The following is a 22,703-nucleotide window of genomic DNA, read 5'->3' as shown; positions in this document are numbered from 1 at the left end:
TATTTAACCGGGATTTAGGGTAGTTAACTAACTAGGTAACTATTAGTCCTTAAATCCTGAAGGGAGAAAACGATCACGCATGAAAATGAAAATCAAGCTAGCCCTATCATCATCCCTTTTACTACTCGCCTTTCTATCAGGCTGTGCTGAGAAAGACAGGTTGGATGACGGCTCTAAGCTAATAGATGAGGATACCTTTGTATACGCGGCTTCCGGAGAATTTAAACCGTTCAGCTACACGACAGATGATATGGAACTAACCGGATTCGATATCGAGGTCGGCAAGGCCATTGCTGAAGAATTAGGGTTAAAGCCGGTCGAGAAGCGCATAAAATTTAAAGGGATTGTCGAAGGCGTCAAAACCGGACGGGCTGACGCAGCGGTTGCGAGTCATACAATAAATGAACAGCGCGCGAAGCATGTCTCATTCTCGACACCCTATTACTATTCAGGTCCGCAAATCTTCGTAAGGCCAGACAGCGGCATTAAAACTATCGATGATCTTAAAGGCAAGGAAGTAGCCGCTGCAAAAGGTTCGACATATGCCGATACCGCGTCCAGATATACAAACAACGTGAAAGTATATGACAGTGATATAACAGCGTTGAAAGCATTGGATGGCGGCCGTCATGATGCCGTAATCACCGACTTTGTAACAGGCAAAACAGCCGCGAAGGAAGGTTTCAAAATCGAAGGCCGCCAGCTGATTGAACGGAGTGAACAGGCAGTTGTCTTGCCGCAGGATAATCCACAGCTGTTAAAGCGCGTAAATGAGGCGCTAGAAAACCTTCGTAAGGATGGAACATTATCGAAAATCAGCAACAAATACTTTGGAGAAGATATCACCACAAAGCCTGAATAGATTATAGAAGACAGTAGAAAGGAAGTTGTTCATTTGCCTAGTTTTTCTCATTTTTTTACTACATTGATAGATTCGAATGATGTATTTATCGATGCCATGCTGCTGACCTTAAAGCTTACGGCGGTTTCTGTATTGGTGGGTATTGTAATCGGACTCTTTTTTGCTCTATTAAAAATTTCTAACATTAAAATTCTAGGATGGATTTCAGATGCCTATGTGTATTTGATTAGAGGTACCCCTCTTATTGTCCAAATCTTCGTCCTCTACTTCGGAATCAGCGGTATTTTCCTGCTTCCCGACTTCTGGGCAGCTGCTCTAGCGCTTGCGTTCCATAATGGGGCATACATCGCCGAGATTTTCCGCGGAACCATCCAATCGATTGATAAAGGGCAGATGGAAGCCGGACGCTCCCTTGGGATGAGTACGCCCTTAACATTAAGGCGCATTATCCTTCCTCAGGCGTTCAGACGAGCCCTCCCACCGCTCGGGAACCAGTTCATTATTGGTCTAAAGGATTCCTCGCTGGCTGCCTTCATATCGATGAACGAGCTGTTTAACGTGGCCACTACGCTTGGATCGAATAACTTTGACGAAATGACATATTTATTGATTGTTGCAGTCTACTACTTAATTCTTGTAGCTCTGTTAACCGCTATTGTAAATATTTTAGAAAAGAGATTGGCAGTAAGCGACAAATAGGGAGGATTTTCAATTGAGTGAGCGAACAATGATTCGAATAAAAAATTTAAATAAATCATTTGGTGATCTTCATGTGTTGAAGGACATTGACATGAAGGTGCTGGAGAGCGACGTGGTTTGCCTGATCGGCTCCAGCGGCTCCGGCAAGAGTACATTGCTGCGATGCATCAACTATTTAGAAAAGAAAGATAGCGGTCAAATTTTAATTGAGGGGGAGGAAATTACCCCGGATTCCCATGATATTAACAAGGTCCGTGAAAAAGTGGGGATGGTATTTCAACACTTTCAATTATTCCCACATATGACGGTGGTCGAAAATATCATCGAAGCGCCTACCCATGTAAAAAAGGTGCCCAAGAAGCAGGCCATCGAAGAAGCGAAACAGCTGCTAGAAAAAGTAGGACTATCTGATAAAGCCGATGTGTATCCAAGTAAGCTTTCCGGCGGGCAGAAGCAACGTGTCGCCATCGCTCGAGCGCTGGCTATGAAACCAGACATCCTGTTGTTTGATGAGCCTACATCTGCGCTTGACCCTGAGCTTGTAGGCGAGGTGCTCGAAACCATGAAGGGGCTTGCCAAGGAAGGGATGACCATGGTTGTCGTCACCCATGAAATGGGCTTCGCACGTGAAGTTGGCGATTGGATCATCTTTATGTCCGAAGGAAGAATCGTAGAAAGTGCGCCTTCCGAGGAATTCTTTATTAACCCTAAGGAAGAACGTACGAAAGAATTTCTAAGTACCACCGATTTAAAATAAACCGAAGACGAACTTTGCAAAATTGATTATTAACCTAGCTCATATATCGATTTCTCGTTAATAATCAATCTATTTCGACACGGTGAGAACGATCAAAATGGAAAAATAAAGGAGGCCGACCCAAAAGCACGTGACGTGATTTTTAAGTCGGCCCTTTTAAACAGCTGTTATACCCCTTTGAAAGTGTTGCGGTATACTTCCTCTAATTCGGTGACGAGCGGCAACTTAGGGTTGGCTGTTGTGCACTGATCTTCAAATGCGTGATCTGCCAGCTCAGCCACTTTACTCTCGAAATCCTCTTTTTTAACCCCGTTTGCTTCGATGCTCATCGGTATATTAAGTTCTTTTGCCATTTTGACAATGGCCGTTATCAGACTTTCTACACCTTCCTCCGTTGTTTTTGCCGGCAGCCCGAGAACTTTCGCAATCTCAGCATAGCGCTGATCGGCGATAAAATATTGATATTTCGGGAAAGCGGCAAATTTGGTCGGTTTTGTCGCATTGTACCTGATTACATGCGGCATTAAGATCGCATTGGAGCGACCATGGGCGATATGGAACTCAGCACCCAATTTATGGGCAAGGCTATGGTTTATGCCAAGGAATGCATTGGCAAATGCCATACCAGCGATCGTTGAAGCGTTGTGCATTTTTTCACGGGCTAACTCATCGCTTCCGTCCCGATATGCCTTTGGCAAGTATTCAAATACAAGCTGGATCGCTTTCATTGCAAGTCCATCCGTGAAGTCGTTCGCCATATTAGATACGTATGCTTCGATGGCATGGGTCAGCACGTCCATTCCTGTATCGGCTGTGATATGCTTCGGAACGGTCATGACAAATTGCGGATCGATAATCGCCACATCCGGTGTCAGTTCATAATCGGCAAGCGGAAATTTCGTATTTGCTTCTTTGTCGGTGATAACCGCGAATGACGTAACCTCAGAGCCGGTTCCTGATGTTGTCGGGATGGCAACAAATTTTGCTTTTTCGCCTAGATGTGGGAATTTTACGACCCGCTTGCGGATATCCATGAACTTCTGCTTCAGCCCGTGGAATTCTGTCTCAGGATGCTCGTAGAAAAGCCACATGCCTTTTGCCGCATCCATAGCTGAGCCTCCGCCAAGCGCGATAATCACATCAGGCGCAAAGCTTTTCATCCTTTCTGCGCCTCTGGTGACAGTCTCTATAGAGGGATCCGGTTCCACATCGGAAAAGATTTCACAATGAACATAGTCCGGCCGCTTTCTTAAATAATGCAGGACTTTATCGACGTATCCGAGCTTTACCATTCCAGGATCGGTAACAATGAATGCTTTCGAGATATTAGGCATTTTAGCCAAGTATTGGGTTGAGTTTTTTTCAAAATAAACTTTCGGCGGAACTTTAAACCATTGCATATTAACATTCCTTTTGGCCATTTTTTTAATGTTGAGAAGGTGAATCGCACCGACGTTTGTTGAAACGGAGTTGCCGCCGTACGTTCCGCATCCGAGTGTCAAGGAAGGCATGTAAGCATTGTAGATATCACCAATCGCTCCTTGGGAAGAAGGGGAGTTTACGATAATCCGGCCTGCTTTCATAATCCTTCCAAACTCCTCTGCCACCTCTTCATCTTCGGTATGAATGACAGCGGAATGACCGAGCCCTCCGAATTCCAGCATTTCCTCAGCAAACCTTAAGCCTTCCTTCCTGTTGGCAGCTTTATAGTATGCCAGTACAGGGCTTAGCTTTTCACGGGAAAGCGGGTACGCGGGACCTACGCCCTTCAGTTCAGCGATCAATATTTTTGTTTCTTCAGGAACAGCGACACCGGCCAGTTTAGCAATTTCAAACGCCGGCTTTCCTACTATATCCGGGTTTACTGCACAGGTTTTTTCAGAAATGACAAGACTTTCGACTTGTTTTCTTTCCTCTTCATTTAAGAAGTAGCAGCCGTTATTCTGCAATTCGTTCTTGGTTTGTTCATATATTTCTTTATCAATAATGACTGCTTGTTCGGAAGCACAAATCATCCCATTATCAAATGTTTTAGATAAAATCAAATCGTTTACCGCTCGTTTTACATACGCTGTTTTTTCGATATAGGCCGGAACGTTTCCCGGACCGACCCCGAGCGCTGGCTTACCTGAGCTGTAAGCGGATTTCACCATGCCGGAACCACCTGTCGCCAGAATTAACGAAATACCAGGATGATTCATAAGCTCCCTTGTTGCATCCAAAGATGGTGTTTCAATCCACTGAATGCAATGCTCAGGCGCTCCTGCCCTTCTTGCTGCATCGCGGAGGATTTTTGCTGCTTCGCTACTGGATTTCTGGGCGGATGGATGAAAAGCAAAGATGATTGGATTCCGCGTTTTAATGCTAATTATCGCTTTAAACATAGTTGTGGAAGTTGGATTAGTTACCGGTGTCACACCTGCTATGACGCCAACCGGCTCGGCAAATTCGATTATTCCTTCATGGACATTTTCATGAATGATGCCAACCGTTTTATCGTTTTTGATATTATGGTACACATACTCTGTAGCAAACAGGTTTTTTATAATTTTATCTTCATAAACTCCCCGTTTTGTCTCTTCGACTGCCATCTTGGCAAGCTGCATGTGTTGATCGAGCCCTGCCAGCGCCATTTCTTTTACAATGCGATCAATTGCTTCCTGATCGAACTGTCGGAACTGGTCGAGAGCCTTCTTTGCGTTTTTCGCCAATGCATCGATACTCTTCATTACCGCGGTTTTTTGACTTATTACTTTTTCTTCAGTCGCCATAAAAAAACCTCCAATAGTTTGTGAAATATTTCACATGTGCTTTGAAAAATATAGGCGAGCGCTAGGGATCCTTCTACCGTTCACCTTTATATTTTTATTATAGTAGTTTGTTGGAAAAATGTGTTTGTCATATTTGTGAATAATTGAACATGTAACATAAAATAATATTTTTCCTCCTTTTTAAACGGATTAGTCATTCGCAAACCGGATTGCGGAATATTTTCACGAAAGACAGATCATTATATGCTGTTGCGTTCGGCTTCGCCAGCACTACATAGTTGACGGTCCAAATACAGAATGGAAAGTCTGTTCCTTCATCAACTTTCATCGCTTCAAACACAATAAATCATGCGGATCATTCCTCCTTTTTCTTTCAAGCTTGAAGATTATTGAAGCACTCTTTACATATCTAATGTAGCATGAGTTCTAAATTGAAAGATTGTGAAACATTGAACATTTATCGCGTTTTTTCTGAGTTGAGTTTCAAATAACCAAACCTTCTTGGCATCAAGCAGGCCCATCTGGAGCCAAACATGGAAATATGTCTGTATTTATGATATATATACAGGTAAAATTAAAAGCACTAGAAACCATGAAAGAGGTCGAACATGTTGGAACATAACTCTTCAAATTTTATTAAAAATATTATTAAAGAAGATCTGGAGACCGGCAAGCATGACCGTATCGTGACACGATTTCCTCCTGAACCGAACGGATACCTGCATATCGGCCACGCAAAAGCGATCATCCTGAACTTTGGTGTTGCAGACGAGTTTAACGGGAAAACAAATCTGCGCTTTGACGATACAAATCCCCTAAAAGAAGACGTTGAATACGTGAATTCCATCAAAGAAGATGTAAAATGGCTCGGCTATGATTGGGATAATCTGTTCTTCGCTTCGGATTACTTTGACGAAATGTATGAACGGGCTGTGCTGCTGATTAAAAAGGGGTTAGCGTATGTGGACGACCTCTCAGCGGATGAAATCCGTGAATATCGCGGGACATTGACCGAGCCTGGCAAGAACAGCCCTTATAGAAGCCGTACTGTTGAAGAAAACCTGGATTTATTTGAGCGGATGCGAAATGGTGAGTTCGGTAACGGTGAAAAAGTGCTTCGCGCCAAGATTGATATGTCTTCACCGAACATCAATCTGCGTGACCCGGTGATTTACCGGATTGCTCATGTTACCCACCACAATACGGGTGATAAATGGTGTATTTACCCGATGTATGCATTCGCTCATCCTCTGGAGGATGCGATTGAAGGTGTTACCCATTCCATTTGCACTTTGGAATTTGAGGACCAACGCCCGCTTTATGATTGGGTCGTGGCAAACTGTGAAATGGAAAGCACACCCCATCAATACGAGTTCGGACGGTTGAATCTAACAAATACGGTTATGAGCAAAAGAAAGCTGAAGCAATTGGTCGATGAAGGTCTTGTCGACGGATGGGACGACCCGCGTATGCCGACAATTTCGGGCTTGAGAAGACGAGGCTACACACCTGAAGCGATTCGCGCTTTCTGTCATGAAATTGGTGTTTCAAAAGCATATGGTGCAGTCGATACCCAAGTGTTGGAGCATTTTGTCCGGGAAGACTTAAAATTAAAAGCACCGCGTACGATGGGAGTCATCAAGCCGCTTAAGGTGGTCATCACTAACTATCCGGAAGATCAGGTCGAAATGCTCGAAGCTGAGATCAATCCAGAAAATCCGGAGATGGGCACAAGACAGATTCCATTCTCGCGGGAGATTTATATCGAGCAGGACGATTTTATGGAAGATCCGCCGAAAAAGTACTTCCGCCTTTTCCCTGGAAATGAAGTCCGCTTAAAGCATGCCTATTTCATCAAATGCGAAGACGTTATCAAGGATGAGAATGGAAACGTAATCGAGCTACACTGTACGTACGATCCGGAAACAAAAAGCGGTACTGGCTTCACAGGCCGAAAAGTAAAAGGAACGATTCACTGGGTCGATGCCAAGAATGCGGTTCCTGCGGAATTCCGTCTATATGAGCCGCTCATCCACGACGAAGAGGAGAAGGCGAATGAGGAAGCAGCTGAAAAATCCTTCCTTGAACGGGTTAACCCAAAATCCTTAGAAATTATTCAAGGGTTTGTCGAGCCAAACATGAAGACTGTCAAGCCACAGGATAAATTCCAGTTCTTCAGACATGGCTACTTCAATGTCGATCCTAAGCATACAACTGCAGATCATATTGTCTTCAATCAAATCGTTGAACTAAAAAGTTCATTTAAAATTTAAGATATTAATAAGCCTGGAATCCTAAAAGAATCGGATTTCAGGCTTTATTTGTACAGAATAAACATTTTACGTTTTTTCTATTTTTACTACATTTCTACTCGTGGCGTTTCGATCCGTGACAAGACCACATGGGTGACTGTGGATGCATATGGAATCGTATCATTGATGAACTCCTCCACTTTTTCGATGCTTTCGGAATGGATTTTTAAAATATAACAAGCCTGCCCGGCAATCCGATAGCAAAATTCCACACAGGAAAGTCCTCCGATATATCTTTTAAACCGATCATACTCTCCATTTTTTATCGTCGCCTCAATAATACATTCAATCGGATAGCCCAGTTTTTTCATATCTGTTTCAAGGCTGTACCCCTTAATGATTCCAAAGGACTCCATCTGCCTGACCCTTTCTGTAACAGCCGGAGAAGACATATTGACCTTCTTTCCCAGCTCCCTCATCGATAATCTGCTATCCTTTCCTAGCTCTTGTAAAATAAGACGGTCGATTTCGTCGATTTTCATTTTTAAACTCTCCCCTTAAAAGTGGTTAAATTTTTAAATATATTTTTATTTAATCGTTACAATCTAAATTAAAAATTGCATAATTTTACCTTACTATTATCTCAAAGGGGGAATTTATATGGCAAGGATTAAAAAATCGGCACTTGGTTTTTCACCTTTTCAACAGCTCTTTTATTCACAAGAAGTTCTTGATAAATGGAGTTCATTATCAGAGGCTCTTTCTGAAGATGCCTTACTATCTTATCAATTAAAGGAACAAGTAAGGAGAGTCTTAGCATTTGGAAATCGCTGTGAATACTGTCAATCTAAAGGAAGGCCTGAGAGTCCGGAAAATATGAAAACAAGCTATGCAGTTGCTTTCACTGAAGTCTTTCTCATGCAGCGGGAAAAGGTAGAGGAGAAGTTTTTTCACGTCTTGAAGGAAATGTTCACTGATGAAGAAATATCTGAGCTGATCGCTTTTATTTGCTTCACAACAGCTCAGCAATACTTCGGGGCACTTATGGAGTTAAAACCGGAAAATAAGGAGGAATCAATAAATGAATGAATTTGATACTGCCCTATTACTTATAGACTTCCAAAAAGCTTTTCACGATAAAATATGGGGAAATCGGAATAATCCAACTGCAGAAAGAAACGCGCAAGAACTATTAGGGAAATTCAGACAAAATCACTGGCCGATCATCCATACCCAACATCTTTCGAATAATCCAGATAGCTTGTTATATAAAAATGGAGGAGCCACTGAATTTATTGATGGTCTGCTGCCGGAAGCAAATGAAAAGGTTATTGTGAAGCATGTAAACAGTGCCTTTATCGGAACTGAACTTGAAGATTACCTGCGTGAAAACGGGATTACCCGGCTGATTACCGCCGGTTTAGTGACGGATCATTGTGTATCGACAACAGTCCGGATGGGCGGTAACCTTGGCTTTGAAATGATTGTGGCGGAAGACGCCACAGCAACATTCGATCACGAGGATTTCATTAGTGGCCAAATATTTACTGCTGACATTATCCATAGGGTGCATTTGAGCAGTCTCCATGGTGAGTTTGCCATAGTGAAGTCCACGGCCGATATTTTAGATTCGATTTAACTAAACGAGTGGTTTTTTTCCGCTCATCCTTATCATTTGATTTTAAACAGCAACAGTAAGTCGCTATACCCTTGCTGCTCCATTTCTTCTTTCGGGATGAAGCGGAGGGCCGCAGAATTCATGCAGTAACGAAGTTCAGTTGGTACCGGGCCATCCGGAAATACATGGCCAAGATGTGAGTCGGCTTTCCTGCTTCTCACCTCCGTCCGTGTCATCCGGTGGCTCAGGTCGATTTTTTCCGTGACGCTTGCCGAGTGAAGCTTGGCCAGCCGCAGCCGCTGTCGTACTTGTCCCGGGAGCTGAACAGCGGTTCCCTGGAGACGACTCTACTTGAACTACTCACCGCTTAACACCTATACGGATTGTTTGTTTACAATTCGACTTGCCCTACAGGCAAATTGTAAAAAGGCAATCCCTTTATACCAAAAAAGAATTGCCATTGTTCAATCCGTATTTGCTATAACACAAAGCTTACAATAACTGAGGATAGCACACTAACCAATGTGGCACCGTACAATAATTTCAAGCCGAAACGAGCTACCGTGTTTCCTTGTTTTTCATTAAGGCCTTTAACCGCTCCAGCAATGATGCCGATGGAAGAAAAGTTTGCAAAGGATACAAGGAACACTGAGATGATGCCAAGCGTCCGTGCACTCAAGTCTGCTTCCACCTTTCCTAATTCAATCATCGCCACAAACTCATTCGTCACCAATTTAGTGGCCATGATACCTCCGGCCGTAACCGCTTCTCCCACTGGCACACCCATTATGATGGCAATCGGCGCGAAAATATAGCCGATAATTTCCTGAAAGCTCATGCCTAAAGCCATATCAAAGACATTATTGATTAAAGCGATTAAAGCTACGAAGCCGATCAGCATTGCCGCTACAATGATGGCTACTTTAAAACCATCCATAATATACTCGCCGATCATCTCGAAAAACGTTTGTTTCGCTTCCTCCTGTACCTCAAGGATGTCTTCTTTATCATCCACTGTGTAAGGATTGATAATCGACGCGATGATGAAGCCGCCAAACAGGTTAATAACAATCGCAGTTACAACATATCTAGGTTCGATCATCGTCATATAAGCGCCGACAATCGACATCGATACTGTTGACATTGCGGACGCGCATAATGTGTAGAGACGGTGTTCAGGCAGTTGGCCGAGCTGTTTTTTTACGGTAATGAAAACCTCGGATTGTCCAACCATTGCGGATGCAACGGCATTATACGATTCCAATCTGCCCATTCCGTTTATTTTGCTAAGCACGATGCCGATTCCTTTCATGATAAAAGGAAGAATTTTAAAATGCTGTAAGATGCCGATTAAGACGGAAATGAACACTATCGGGAGCAATACATTCAGGAAAAAAGGCAACTGCCCTTCATTTGCCAGCCCGCCAAACACAAAATTAATTCCCTCATTAGCGTATTCAAGTAATTTTCCGAAGCCATTCGCAATCGCCGTGATCATCACTAACCCGAATTTTGTATTTAATAAAAGAAAGGATAAAATCAATTGAATGAAGACCATGATGATAATTGGTCTGAATTTGATATGTTTCCGGTTATTGCTCGCTATCCATGCCAAACCAAAGACAACGAGCAGGCCGATTATCGCGATGATATATTTCATTAGCTGCCTCCACTAAGTTGTATTTTTTCAGAAAAAGCAAACGGTTTTATGTACTTGTTTATTGTTAGTCATTCAGCGTTTTTTATAACTTGTCCCAAATAAAGAAGCCGGCTCATCCGGCTCCTGTCAATTATTCTTCTTTTATCATCTTCTTTTGGAAGTCAGCGATATTTTTATACTCCTGATCCAATAGTCTTGGCAGGCGGATAAAAATCGGTGTCAGTTCCTCATATACCGCTACATTTTCTGGAATCGGCTTGTGATGATGAGTTGCGCCGACCATTTCGGAGACAACATTCAACGAATCAATTTCGCCAAGTCCGTACATTCCAAGGATCGCAGCGCCAAGGCAGGAGCTTTCAAAGCTTTCCGGTACAGATAATTCCTGATTGAAGATATCGGCCATCATCTGACGCCATAGCTCTGATCTTGCAAAGCCACCGGTTGCCTGGATTTTCACCGGCTCCCCAATTAATTCCTGAAGCGCGAGAAGAACAGTGTAAAGGTTAAAAATGACCCCTTCCAAAACCGCGCGGATTAAATGCTCTTTTTTATGGTGCAAACCTAAGCCAAAGAAAGAACCTCTTGCGTTCGCATTCCATAGCGGTGCTCTTTCTCCCGCGAAATAAGGATGGAACAATAATCCGTCAGCACCCGGCTTCACTTTGGCAGCAATCGCTGTCAAAACTTCGTATGAGTCAATTCCGAGCCGCTTGGCAGCTTCTATTTCGGAGGCTCCGAGCTGGTCGCGAACCCATCTGAAAATCATTCCGCCATTATTAACAGGCCCACCGATCACCCAATGATTCTCAGTCAAGGCATAGCAGAATATGCGGCCTTTCGGATCTGTTACGGGGCGATCAGAAACGGTCCGGATCGCCCCGCTCGTCCCAATCGTCACCGCCAAGACTCCCGGTTCAATCGCGCCCACTCCCAGATTCGAGAGAACTCCATCACTTGCTCCGACAACAAACGGGATGGATACTGGCAGACCCATTTCGTTTGCATAGGTTTCATCCATGCCCTTCAGGCTGTAAGTAGTCGGAACCAGCTCAGATAATTTTTCTGCTGTTACACCGGCTACTTTCAATGCCCCTTCGTCCCAAGCCAATGATGTAAGGTTGAACAGGCCCGTAGCTGAGGCGATCGAATGGTCGACTACATATTTGCCGAAGAGCTTATAAAAAGCATATTCCTTGATGGAAATAAACTTATAAGTCTTTGCAAATAAGTCGGGCTGCTCATTCCGAAGCCATACCAATTTAGACAATGGAGACATTGGATGAATTGGTGTCCCCGTTCTCAAGTAAATATTATGACCATCCATTTCATTGAGGATTTTTTCCGACCACTCCGAGCTTCGGTTATCAGCCCATGTAATACAGCGCGTTAAAGGTTTACCATCTTGGTCAACTGCAATAACACTATGCATCGCTGAGCTGAAAGAAACACCAAGTATCGTTTCAGGGTCGACATTTGCCTTTTCAACTGCTTTCTTAATGGAAAGAACAACAGCTTGAAAAATCTCGTCCGGATCTTGTTCCGCCGTTTCAGGGGTAGGAGAGTATAATGGATATTCGATGCCATGGCTGGAAATAATCATGCCATCCTTCGAAAACAACACAGCCTTTGTACTGGTTGTCCCAATGTCTACTCCGATTACATATTTAGTGTTCAAAATCTTTCCGCCTCCTTGCAAAGTCCCCAACTATAACAAACCGTATATTATTTTTTTACCACACTATGGCCGCCGAATTCATTTCTTAAGGCTGCAACGACTTTTCCTGAGAATGTATCTTCATCTAATGAGCGGTAACGCATCATCAATGACATCGCGATAATCGGAGTAGCAGCCTGCAGGTCAAGCGCTGTTTCGACCGTCCACTTTCCTTCACCGGATGATTGCATCACACCTTTGATGTCATCAAGACGAGCGTCCTTTGAAAAAGCATGTTCAATTAACTCCATCAGCCAAGAGCGGATGACTGACCCATTATTCCATACCCGTGCAACCTTCTCGTAATCGAAATCATACGGACTTTTTTCCAACACTTCAAATCCTTCGGCAATGGATTGCATCATGCCATATTCAATGCCGTTATGCACCATTTTCAAGAAATGACCACTGCCGATTTCTCCTGCGTATAGATACCCGTTTTCCACAGAAATGTCACGGAACAACTCCTCGACAGAGTCGAAGGCAGCTTTGTCTCCGCCAATCATCGTGCAGACTCCGTTTCTTGCTCCTTCCATTCCCCCGCTCGTCCCAACATCAAGGAAATGGATGCCAAGATCTTTTAGATCAGATCCACGTCTGATTGAATCCTTATAATTGGAGTTGCCTCCATCTATGACAATATCTCCTGGATTTAAGATGCCTTTTAACTCAATTAATACATTTTCGGTAATGTCTCCGGCAGGAACCATCATCCAAATGACGCGAGGGGCCTTCAGGTTTTCGGCCAAACCGGCAAGCGAAGAAACCCCTTTGCCACCAGCGGTTGCGAGCTTTTCTATATTGGCAGCATCTACATCATAAGCTACCACCTCATGCTTATTCATAACATTCAAGGCAAGATTATATCCCATTTTCCCAAGTCCTATAATTCCTATTTCCATGACACTCACCTTTTCAAAAAAATTTTCAATCATGCTTCCATTATAAGAAATATTTTTTAATATGTGAACCTTAATAAAGAAATATTTTTTCACACGATCTTTTATGCTATAATTTTTTTAAAATCAGGGAAGGAAATTTCTCTTTATGACACAAAATTGCTTAGGAAAAATTAGGTCTTATTATCCGCGTTTTAGTGAAAAAGAAAAAAAGATTGCTAATTATATATTGGAAAATCCAGAGCAGATTATACATTGTACTATCAATGAAGTGGCTGAAGATTTGAATGTTGCCGATGCTACTGTTTTTCGCTTTTGCAAACGCATCGGCTTTAAAGGTTACCAGGCGATGAAAATAGCGCTTGCCTCTGAAATCATGACGCCGATCCAGCAGATTCACGAAGAAATAACGGAACAGGATAATGAAAAGACGGTAGCAGAAAAGATTTTCAAATCGAATAATCGATCGCTGGAAAACACTCTGCAAATTCTTGAATCCGACTCGCTAAAAAAAGCGGTCTCGCTGCTATTAAACGCGAGACGGGTTGAATTTTACGGAACCGGTGGATCCTCTGTCATCGCGATGGACGCCTACCATAAATTCCTTCGAACCGGCATCCAGGCTTTTGCTTTTATCGATACCCATTTTCAGCTAATGTCCGCTTCACAGCTAACATCAGACGACGTAGCGGTTGTCATTTCGCATTCTGGAACGAATAAAGATACGATCCAAATTTTAAATACAGCAAATGAAAACGGTGTCAAAACAATCGGCATCACCAGCTTCCCAAAATCACCTCTCAGCCAAAGGGTTAATGTTCCATTAATCACGAGTGCTGAGGAGACAGAATACCGTTCTGAAGCTTTAGCATCAAGAATCAGCCAACTAAGTTTGATTGATGCACTCTACGTAAATGTCATGATGAAAAATAAGAACAAAGCCAAACAATCTCTCCAAAAAATAAGAGATGTCATTGCCGAAACAAAGATGTGAATATAGATACATTCAAGGCGGACTTTATCGTAAAGTCCACCCTTTTTTTAAACAAATGTATTGAGGATTAAGATAAAGACAAGGGCCGCAACAGAGATGATGGTCTCCAGCGCTGTCCAGGTCATTAATGTTTCCTTTACGTTCATGCCGAAATATTCTTTAATGAGCCAGAATCCTGAATCGTTAACATGGGAAAGGATCAATGAACCTGCACCAGTTGCCAAAACGAGGAGTTCTATATTTACACCAGGTATCACCGCTACAATAGGAGCCACGATACCAGCTGCCGTCATCATAGAAACGGTAGCAGAACCTGTAGCAACCCGGATCATCGCCGCAATTCCCCATCCTAAAAGAATAGGTGAGACATTTGAATCTTGAGCAAGCTCAGCGATATAATCTCCAATCCCTGAATCAAGCAACACTCTATTAAACGCTCCGCCTGCACCGATAACCAAAAGAATCGTTGCCGTCGGCGCAAGACAATCATTCGTGAATTTCAAGATGGTTTCACGAGAAAGGCCACGGAAGAAACCAAGGCTAAAGAATGAATAAACAGTTGCAATCAAAAGAGCTACAATCGGATCCCCAATAAAAAAGAAAAATTCATACGCAAAGCTTTCTTTCTCAAATACTAATTGTGCAATAGAAGAAGCAAGCATTAATAGAACAGGAACTAAGATTGTGAAAAGAGTATTAAAAAACCCAGGAAGTTCCTTTGTTGGATTTTGCTCGGCCAGTTGGTCGCCGATTTCCTTTGGAACTTCTTTATAGATTCTTTTTCCGATCCATTTCCCGTATACCGGACCGGCAAGGATTGCAGTCGGAATACCGACAATCAAAGAATAAAGAATGGTGAGCCCAACATCAGCCTGGAAAATGCCTACAGCAGCCATGGCGGCTGGGTGCGGCGGCACAAGACCGTGGACTACAGATAAACCCGCCACTAACGGAACACCGATCGACACAAGAGACATTTTCGTCTGACGTGCAATTGTAAATACTAATGGAATTAATAGAACGAATCCAACCTGGAAAAAAACCGGAATCCCGACGATGAATCCTACCCCCATCATGGCCCAGTGAACGTTCTTTTCACCAAACCTTTTAATAAGAGTTTGCGCGATACGCTCAGCACCGCCCGATTCAGCCATCATTTTTCCAAGCATGGTTCCTAACGCCAATACAATTGCTAAGAATCCAAGTGTATTCCCCATACCCGCTTTTATCGAATCAATGATACTCGGAACCTCAGGGTTTGAGGAAACAAGCGGCATTCCCGTTGCTAAACCGACTCCGATTGCCGTGATGATCAACGCGACAAAAGGATTTAGCTTGGCCACCGTTATAAGAAGCAGAAGGACAACAATCGCTGCTAAAACAATAAATAATAACATAATACTTTAATCCCCCTTAAAGATTTTTCATTTTTTTATAATCTGCTGAAAGCACTTTCATTCTTGATTATATGAAAAAATATTTCTTAAATCAACCATTTAAGTAAAAAAATATTTTATCGTAAAATAAACATGATAAAAGGGCGACCTTATTATTAGCAGTCGCCCTTTCATTTCTCACAATACTTTACTCAAGAAAGATTTTGTCCGTTCTTCTTGCGGGTTGCTAAATAACGCGTTGGGCTCATTTTCTTCCACAATGTAGCCCCCGTCTATAAAGAGAACCCTGTCCCCTACTTCTCTGGCAAATCCCATTTCATGCGTGACGACGACCATTGTCATCCCTTCCTTGGCCAACTGCTTCATAACTTCGAGCACATCTCCGACCATTTCCGGATCAAGAGCGGATGTTGGTTCATCAAATAGCATAATTTTAGGATTCATGGCCAGCGCCCTCGCAATGGCAACCCGTTGCTTCTGACCGCCTGAAAGCTCAGCAGGATAACTCTCCGCCTTTTCTCTCAATCCCACCTTGTCCAACAGCTCGAGCGCCTTAGTAATTGCTTCCTCCTTCGAGGAGGAACGAACCTTCATCGGAGCCAAAGTGATGTTTTCCATCACGGTTTTATGCGGAAATAGATTGAACTGCTGAAACACCATGCCAACCTCTTGACGAACTTCATTTATGTTGGTTTTCGGGTCGGTAATATCCTGACCATCAATAATAACATGCCCTTCTGTAATCTCCTCCAGCTGGTTTAAGCAGCGTAAAAAGGTGCTTTTGCCTGAACCAGAAGGTCCGATGACACATACGACTTCTCTCTCTTTTATTTCAGCATCAATGCTCTTAAGCACTTCTTGGTTACCAAACGACTTTTTTAAGTTTTTCACAGTAATCATATTCATCGCAGCTCAAATCTCCTTTCCAGGAAATTAGCAAACAGGGTGAGTAAATAAATAATGATGAAATAAATAATGCCGACCGTAAGCCAAATGTTAAAGGCTTCGAACGTTGCCGCCGATTGGATTTCTCCCTGCTGAGTTAAATCCGCGATCCCAATAACAGACAGCAGCGAAGTATCTTTTAAACTGATGATTGATTGGTTTGTAATTGTCGGCAGCATCCTCCTGAACGCCTGTGGCAAGACGATATGCCTCATATTCTGTATACCGGTTAAGCCCAGTGATCTGGCTGCTTCTGTTTGCCCTTTATCAATGGACTGGATTCCGGCCCGGATGATTTCCGCAAAGTATGCGCCTGCATTTATTGCAACCGTTATGATCCCCGCCGTTGTATTGTTGAAAGAAATAAACGGCAAGGAATTAAGGCCAAAATAAATAAAAAACAATTGGACCAAAAATGGTGTCCCGCGAATCGCATCAATAAAAGCTACCGCAATCCAATTTAATGGTTTTATATGGGTCAGCCTCATTAATGCAATCACTAAACCAATTAAAAAACCGATAATGATGGCAATGATAAAAATATACAATGTCACTTGAAGACCTTCCAGTAAATAAGGCAAGGCCGCACTGATAACATCCATCAGTAATTCTCTCTCCCTTCAAAAAAGAGGGCGCGCTATGAGCGCGCCCTCCTGTGAAATCTATTATTCACCTAAATACTTATTCAGTATTTCATCATATCTTCCGCTGTCTCTTAACTCTTTTAATCCATTGTTGATTTTGTCCAGAAGCTCTTCGTTTTCACCCTTCAAGACTGCGATCCCGTATTTGTCACCATTCAAACGGTCACCGACAATCTCAAGACCAAGATCTTTCTGGGCAATCGCATAAGCGATTACCGGATAATCCTCAAGCAGAACATCTGCATTGCCGTTGGAAACTTCCTGGAACATTGCCGGGCTGTCATTAAATTGGACAACTTTATAGCCTTTTTCCTTCGCTTTTTCTGTGGCAAATGCAGCCCCGGTTGTACCTTTCTTAACCGCTACAGTTTTACCCTTAAGGTCGTCCAGTGTTTTAATATCCGTCGTTCCTTTTTTGACTACAAGGGTAAGTCCCGCATCAAAGTATGGATCCGAAAAATCCACCACCTTTTTACGATCGTTGGTAATGCTCATTCCCGCTATAGCAACATCCAGCTCTCCTGCCTGCATCGCTTGAATAATGCCCCCGAAGTCCATTGGATTTAGTTCTATTTTAAATCCTTCGTTTTTCGCAATTTCGTTAATTAAATCAATATCGATTCCTTTATACTCTCCGCTCTCCTCGAACTCAAACGGCGGGTAGGTCGTATCGATTCCTACCTTATAAACTTTTTCTTCTTTCGTGCCTGAACCCGAGCCTTCTTCAGAAGTTCCACATGCCGCTAATAATAGAATCATAACAAAAAAAAGACTGAAAAAACCTATTTTCTTCATAGATAAACCCCCTCTATCATTCATAATATTATGTATCTTCTAAAATTATACATTTGTATAGCTGAAGAGTAAATCCCTCTCTTTCTTTCTATGAGCGAAAGACAACCACTTTTTACCCAAAAGAATAAGTAGTTAAACATTACGACACGAATTGTCGCAATATGTTTTATTTTCTGATTTTACAATCTATTTGGGAAACATTATAATACTATTATGTATTGGACTTTAGCCTTTTAAAGGGGAGGGACAGTCCATACAAAACAAAGGGGGAATTATATTGGCGATGAACGAATCAGGAGTAAAAAAGATGCAAAAAAATTCATCTATTGATTACACGAAAGTTGTCCATTCATCATCCTTCAAAGAGCTTATGCATAAGAAAAAGAAATTCATTATTCCTATGTCCATCTTTTTCATGGTGTTTTATTTTACTCTCCCCATCTTGACCGCTTACTCGACGGTTCTTAATCAACCGGCATTTGCATCGATAAGCTGGGCCTGGGTTTTTGCATTTGCCCAATTTATCATGACTGTTACTCTATGTATGATTTATACTCGAAAAGCTAGAGAATTTGATGAAATTGTTGAAAAAGTAAGCAAAGAAACCAGAGGTTAAGGGGGCAAATCCAGATGAATATGTTAGCTTTTGCTTTATTTATCGCAATTGTAGCGATAACACTGATCATTACTTATGTGGCTTCAAAACGGACAAAAACCACGAGTGACTTCTATACGGCGGATGGAAGCCTGACCGGTTGGCAAAATGGACTTGCCATCGCGGGGGATTATATGTCGGCTGCCTCGTTTTTAGGAATCGCTGGGATGGTAGCGCTTTCAGGATTCGACGGTTTCTTCTATAGTATCGGGTTTTTGGTAGCGTATCTTGTCGTTTTGTTTATCGTAGCCGAGCCATTAAGGAACTTAGGGAAATATACACTGGCTGATATGATCGCGGCACGTTTTGACGAAAAAAAAGTCCGAGGGGTCGCAGCCTTAAATACAATTACGATTTCAACTTTTTATATGATTGCTCAATTAGTTGGTGCAGGTGCACTCATAAAATTATTATTAGGAATTGACTATGTATATTCCGTTTTAATCGTCGGAGTTCTGATGACGTTATATGTAGTATTTGGTGGCATGATGGCTACAAGCTGGGTCCAGATTGTCAAAGCTTTACTGCTTATGGGCGGAACATTTGTGATATCAATCATGGTGTTCGCCAAATTTGATTTCAGTGTCATCACAATGTTTGATGCAATGAAAACAGCTACACCTTTAGGAGAAGATTTTCTGAATCCTGGCAATAAGTTTAAGAATCCAATTGATACCATATCGCTCAACCTGGCACTTGTCTTAGGAACAGCCGGCCTTCCGCATATCCTCATTCGTTTCTTTACGGTTAAGGACGCAATCACGGCTCGCAAGTCGGTTGCCTATGCAACTTGGATTCTCGCTGTATTCTATGTCATGACAATCTTCCTAGGATTCGGGGCAGCCGCTTTTGTAGGGTATGACAAAATTGTAGAAGCAAACGCTGCCGGCAATATGGCCGCACCATTGCTCGCCCAGGCACTCGGCGGTGACTTCCTGTTTGCCTTCGTCTCTGCAGTCGCTTTTGCGACGATACTTGCGGTTGTTGCAGGTCTCGTACTTTCTGCGGCCTCAGCCTTTGCACATGATTTTTATAGCCATATTTTACGTAAGGGACAGGCCACTGAAAAAGAACAGATGGTCGCAGCTCGTTGGGCGTCGATTGGCGTCGCGGTAATCTCGATTATCCTTGCCTTATTCGCCCAAACGATGAACGTTGCATTCCTTGTAGCACTTGCCTTTGCGGTAGCTGCCAGTGCCAACCTGCCGATTATCATGCTGACCATTTTCTGGAAGCGATTTAATACGACAGGCGCAGTATCTGGAATGCTCGTAGGTTTGTTCAGTGCCCTATTCCTTGTAGCCATTAGCCCTAACGTTTGGGCTCCGGAAAAAGGCGTAGCCATTTTAGTAGGAGATCCGCTCATCTCGCTTACAAACCCTGGAATCATCTCGATTCCGCTTGGATTCCTGGCTGCCGTTGTCGGCACCTTGGTTTCCAGTAAAAAAGCGGATGCGAAGAAATTTGATGAAATTCTCGTAAAAGCCAATACAGGTATTAAAGAATCAGTAAGCGAATAAATAATAAAACCTGATGGCAGCAACTTACCTTGCTGCCATCAGGTTTTTCTTATAAATCTATCGCATTTTTAGTAGGAAAAGACCATTTCCAAACTATTAGATTGATAATAAACAAAAGAACTAAATAGATATAAACTCCATACTCGAATACATAAGCTGCAATAAAGTGAAGCGCAGCTAACAAAAGGAGGAAAGTCAGCAATAGAAACGTTTTGATGCCCTCATTTTGCTGAATGGCCTCGTATGCTTCTGAGAAAGGCATACCTGAAGACAATGATCTAAAACAAAGCACTACAAACAGTAAGAAGCCGAAAAACATAACAGTTAAATCAGGAAGAATTCTGAATCCAAATAAGGAAATGAACAACATTCCTACAAACAAGAAAAGCGGAAAGAGATATCGGGTAATACCAGCCTTTAACGCTCCTTTATAAATAGACCCTTCAGCTTTTATGGGAATCGTTTTATAAATCCAAGCAGCCTTAAAATTTTTCGAGTAATTTAACATCAAGACCAAGGTCGGAATAACCATTCCGCAAAAATACATATTATAATACATCCTGCTATTTTTAATCTCAGCCAAGCTGCTACCATCCAGCGAATTAAAGATTAAAAAGAATGGGAGAATCAACGAAATGCCCAAACCAGGATATAGCTTCAATTTGAAATCGCGCTCATTTGCCATCATATCAGAAGCAAATCGAAAAAATATCTGTTCCTCCCGACTTTTACACAATACTTTTGCCGACCAAGTCATAAATCGTTTCTTCTTTTTCCTGCTGCCACTCACACTCGTTAGACGGTGCAGGCTCCGTTCATATAAAGGAATTAGTTTAATATACAAGAAAATTGAAATAAGCGGGACAATAAACGCTAATACTGAGAAGAGCGTGTAATACCCATTGGTAGCATCATTCAATATCCATTCAAAAGGAGCTCCATACCAGATTGGTAAGATAAAATAATGCCACCATTCTGGTTCCAAAACGGCTCTCGCATCCATAAAATCAAAAACTCTGAACAAAAGTTGATATCCTAATGTCATGGCAACCGTTAATCCAATTTGAAAATAATTAATAATATCTTTTAATCTTTCTCCATCAAAAAATCTCAATATCACTAAATATAATAAAGCTGTTAACACAACGACAAAAATATCTATCAAAATAATTTCCGCTAAAAATAAGATGAAAAATCCAATTCCATGACGGATTAACGAAACAGCAAGTGCAGGTCCTGAGATCGCCATTGTTAGATAAAACATGTAGATAAAGATATGTAGAAATTTGGCCATACCCATTGTCCGTCTATCAACCGGCTTCGAATAGATAATCGTTTTATCCCGTGTATCCAATAAAACAGAAGAAAAATCAGATACTAATGAAGTCAAAACGATAAAGATCAATACGCCAAAAAAGAGACTCATTTGTAGCATATAATTGTTGCCCATAGCAACAACTACTGCCATAAACCCTCCTAATATCACGTAAAACCACAAAGATTTAACAAACTGGTTTTCATCTTCGCTCTTTTTATTCTTCTTATTGCCCGAACCAGCCAGAATCGTTGGAACTTTTCTGCTGTCCATAACCAATTTGACTTGCAGGATGCTCCTCATTTTTTCGTAATCGACTCCAAGCTTTTCAAACAAACCCTTGCATCTATCAAGAAACTTCAATACTCTCAAGTTTTTCATGCTCTCATCCCTCTTGTACAATAGATACAAATTCTCTTGCTACATCCCGATGATCGGTAAATCCTGTAAGCTGATTAAAGATCTCCTCCAAGGAACCTTCCTTGCTTCTTTCTTTAAGTTCAGCAAAGCTGCCATCCGCGACAATCTGGCCACTCTTTAATAAAACAATCCGACTCGAAATCTTCTCTACCACTTCCATAATGTGAGAAGAATAGAAAATTGTTTTCCCCTGCGCAGCAAGCTGAGCAAGAATCTCCTTTACTACAATTACACTATTAGCGTCCAAACCGCTTAGAGGTTCATCCAAAAATAATATATCAGGGTCATGAAGCAAGCTGGCAATAATCATCACCTTTTGTTTCATTCCTTTTGAATAAGAGGAAATCCTTGCATCGTATACCTCTGCGATTTGAAACACAGCTATCATTTTTTCTGCTTTCATTTCAACCATATCGCGGTTTAAGCCATAAAGTTCACCGATAAAGGATAAATACTCTCTTGCGGTCAGATTTTCATATAGTTCCGCAATCTCTGGTACGTACCCGATTTTTCTCTTATACTCTACGTTTCTATCCGCTATGTCTTTTCCATCTATTTCAACGGTTCCACTGTATTCCTCTAGCAATCCAAGCATTACTTTTACCGTTGTGCTTTTCCCTGCACCATTGGGGCCGATATAACCAATAATTTCTCCTTTATGTACGTCTAGATTTATATCTTGGAGCACGGTATTCGCACCGTAATTTACCGATAACTCCCTAATTTTTATAATCGGATTTTCACTGATGTCCACCTTTTCACCGTCTTTCATTTTATTGGTTG

The 22,703-nt window shown here is 42.1% G+C and carries 20 protein-coding genes and 1 pseudogene; 9 read left to right on the top strand and 12 right to left on the bottom strand.

The genetic code is table 11. The annotated features are described in order from the left end of the window. Window positions 1-79: 79 nt before the first annotated feature. The 3 genes from LQ216_RS05985 to LQ216_RS05975 are packed head-to-tail and all read left to right on the top strand — an operon-like array spanning window position 80 to window position 2,318. The gene (locus LQ216_RS05985) at window positions 80-862 is read left to right on the top strand and encodes a transporter substrate-binding domain-containing protein (RefSeq protein WP_230127730.1); all 783 of its coding nucleotides are present in this window, start codon (window positions 80-82) and stop codon (window positions 860-862) included. Between the two features lie 33 nt (window positions 863-895). Then, on the top strand, window positions 896-1,561 hold the full coding sequence (locus tag LQ216_RS05980) for an amino acid ABC transporter permease (protein ID WP_230127728.1): 666 nt from the start codon (window positions 896-898) through the stop codon (window positions 1,559-1,561). 13 nt (window positions 1,562-1,574) lie between these two features. Next, on the top strand, window positions 1,575-2,318 hold the full coding sequence (locus LQ216_RS05975) for an amino acid ABC transporter ATP-binding protein (RefSeq protein ID WP_290369233.1): 744 nt from the start codon (window positions 1,575-1,577) through the stop codon (window positions 2,316-2,318). 167 nt (window positions 2,319-2,485) lie between these two features. Here the strand turns inward: LQ216_RS05975 and adhE are convergent, their stop codons facing one another. Beyond that, window positions 2,486-5,089 (bottom strand): bifunctional acetaldehyde-CoA/alcohol dehydrogenase, encoded by a 2,604-nt coding sequence (adhE, locus tag LQ216_RS05970; RefSeq protein ID WP_230127725.1) that lies wholly within the window; start codon window positions 5,087-5,089, stop codon window positions 2,486-2,488. Window positions 5,090-5,697: 608 nt separating this feature from the next. Here adhE and LQ216_RS05965 point away from each other — a divergent pair. After that, window positions 5,698-7,362 carry a glutamine--tRNA ligase/YqeY domain fusion protein gene (locus LQ216_RS05965; RefSeq protein WP_230127723.1) on the top strand — a complete coding sequence of 555 codons (1,665 nt, stop codon included), beginning with the start codon at window positions 5,698-5,700 and terminating at the stop codon, window positions 7,360-7,362. Between the two features lie 86 nt (window positions 7,363-7,448). On the opposite strand, the gene LQ216_RS05960 is transcribed toward LQ216_RS05965, so the two are convergent. Continuing rightward, entirely contained in the window at window positions 7,449-7,883 is a 435-nt protein-coding gene (locus LQ216_RS05960) for an Lrp/AsnC family transcriptional regulator (RefSeq protein WP_230127721.1), read from the bottom strand. A 118-nt stretch (window positions 7,884-8,001) separates the two neighbouring features. Between LQ216_RS05960 and LQ216_RS05955 the strand changes: the two genes are divergently transcribed. Together LQ216_RS05955 and LQ216_RS05950 are read left to right on the top strand one after the other, a co-directional pair. Beyond that, window positions 8,002-8,430, top strand: a complete 429-nt coding sequence (locus LQ216_RS05955; RefSeq protein WP_230127719.1) for a carboxymuconolactone decarboxylase family protein — start codon at window positions 8,002-8,004, stop codon at window positions 8,428-8,430. Continuing rightward, entirely contained in the window at window positions 8,423-8,980 is a 558-nt protein-coding gene (locus LQ216_RS05950) for a cysteine hydrolase family protein (RefSeq protein ID WP_230127717.1), read from the top strand. Before LQ216_RS05955 ends, LQ216_RS05950 begins: the two co-directional genes overlap by 8 nt. 32 nt (window positions 8,981-9,012) lie before the next feature. Here LQ216_RS05950 and msrB read toward each other — a convergent pair. The 4 genes and pseudogenes from msrB to gnd form a co-directional block, all read right to left on the bottom strand. Beyond that, a pseudogene (msrB, locus tag LQ216_RS05945) lies at window positions 9,013-9,305 on the bottom strand (peptide-methionine (R)-S-oxide reductase MsrB); the annotation flags it as partial. A gap of 132 nt (window positions 9,306-9,437) precedes the next feature. Beyond that, entirely contained in the window at window positions 9,438-10,619 is a 1,182-nt protein-coding gene (locus LQ216_RS05940; RefSeq protein ID WP_230127715.1) for a nucleoside transporter C-terminal domain-containing protein, read from the bottom strand. 130 nt (window positions 10,620-10,749) lie between these two features. After that, window positions 10,750-12,300: a gluconokinase gene (gene gntK, locus LQ216_RS05935; protein WP_230128280.1), complete on the bottom strand. Its 1,551-nt coding sequence runs from the start codon at window positions 12,298-12,300 to the stop codon at window positions 10,750-10,752. A gap of 44 nt (window positions 12,301-12,344) precedes the next feature. After that, the gene (gene gnd / locus LQ216_RS05930; RefSeq protein ID WP_230127713.1) at window positions 12,345-13,238 is read right to left on the bottom strand and encodes a phosphogluconate dehydrogenase (NAD(+)-dependent, decarboxylating); all 894 of its coding nucleotides are present in this window, start codon (window positions 13,236-13,238) and stop codon (window positions 12,345-12,347) included. A 145-nt stretch (window positions 13,239-13,383) separates the two neighbouring features. Between gnd and LQ216_RS05925 the strand changes: the two genes are divergently transcribed. Further along, window positions 13,384-14,229, top strand: coding sequence for a MurR/RpiR family transcriptional regulator (locus tag LQ216_RS05925; RefSeq protein ID WP_230127712.1), 846 nt, complete (start codon window positions 13,384-13,386; stop codon window positions 14,227-14,229). 47 nt (window positions 14,230-14,276) lie between these two features. Here the strand turns inward: LQ216_RS05925 and LQ216_RS05920 are convergent, their stop codons facing one another. The 4 genes from LQ216_RS05920 to LQ216_RS05905 all read right to left on the bottom strand — a co-directional run bounded on the left by LQ216_RS05920 (window position 14,277) and on the right by LQ216_RS05905 (window position 18,010). Further along, on the bottom strand, window positions 14,277-15,626 hold the full coding sequence (locus tag LQ216_RS05920) for a GntP family permease (protein WP_230127709.1): 1,350 nt from the start codon (window positions 15,624-15,626) through the stop codon (window positions 14,277-14,279). 177 nt (window positions 15,627-15,803) lie between these two features. Continuing rightward, window positions 15,804-16,532, bottom strand: coding sequence for an amino acid ABC transporter ATP-binding protein (locus LQ216_RS05915; RefSeq protein WP_290369232.1), 729 nt, complete (start codon window positions 16,530-16,532; stop codon window positions 15,804-15,806). Further along, window positions 16,529-17,173: an amino acid ABC transporter permease gene (locus LQ216_RS05910; protein ID WP_230127707.1), complete on the bottom strand. Its 645-nt coding sequence runs from the start codon at window positions 17,171-17,173 to the stop codon at window positions 16,529-16,531. Before LQ216_RS05910 ends, LQ216_RS05915 begins: the two co-directional genes overlap by 4 nt. A 63-nt stretch (window positions 17,174-17,236) precedes the next feature. Then, window positions 17,237-18,010, bottom strand: a complete 774-nt coding sequence (locus tag LQ216_RS05905) for a transporter substrate-binding domain-containing protein (RefSeq protein WP_230127705.1) — start codon at window positions 18,008-18,010, stop codon at window positions 17,237-17,239. Between the two features lie 283 nt (window positions 18,011-18,293). Here LQ216_RS05905 and LQ216_RS05900 point away from each other — a divergent pair, with 283 nt between their 5' ends. Together LQ216_RS05900 and LQ216_RS05895 are read left to right on the top strand one after the other, a co-directional pair. Next, on the top strand, window positions 18,294-18,626 hold the full coding sequence (locus tag LQ216_RS05900) for a DUF485 domain-containing protein (RefSeq protein ID WP_230128274.1): 333 nt from the start codon (window positions 18,294-18,296) through the stop codon (window positions 18,624-18,626). Between the two features lie 14 nt (window positions 18,627-18,640). Beyond that, window positions 18,641-20,185: a cation acetate symporter gene (locus tag LQ216_RS05895; protein WP_230127702.1), complete on the top strand. Its 1,545-nt coding sequence runs from the start codon at window positions 18,641-18,643 to the stop codon at window positions 20,183-20,185. A 49-nt stretch (window positions 20,186-20,234) separates the two neighbouring features. Here the strand turns inward: LQ216_RS05895 and LQ216_RS05890 are convergent, their stop codons facing one another. Together LQ216_RS05890 and LQ216_RS05885 are read right to left on the bottom strand one after the other, a co-directional pair. Then, the gene (locus LQ216_RS05890) at window positions 20,235-21,881 is read right to left on the bottom strand and encodes a hypothetical protein (RefSeq protein WP_230127700.1); all 1,647 of its coding nucleotides are present in this window, start codon (window positions 21,879-21,881) and stop codon (window positions 20,235-20,237) included. A gap of 4 nt (window positions 21,882-21,885) precedes the next feature. Next, complete coding sequence (locus tag LQ216_RS05885; protein WP_230127697.1) at window positions 21,886-22,692, bottom strand: ABC transporter ATP-binding protein; 807 nt, start codon at window positions 22,690-22,692, stop codon at window positions 21,886-21,888. Between the last annotated feature and the right edge of the window lie 11 nt (window positions 22,693-22,703).

The sequence above is a fragment of the Bacillus sp. CECT 9360 genome, from assembly GCF_918741275.1.
Taxonomy (GTDB): Bacteria; Bacillota; Bacilli; order Bacillales; family DSM-1321; genus Peribacillus.
This window is presented reverse-complemented; position numbering and strand designations above follow the sequence as displayed.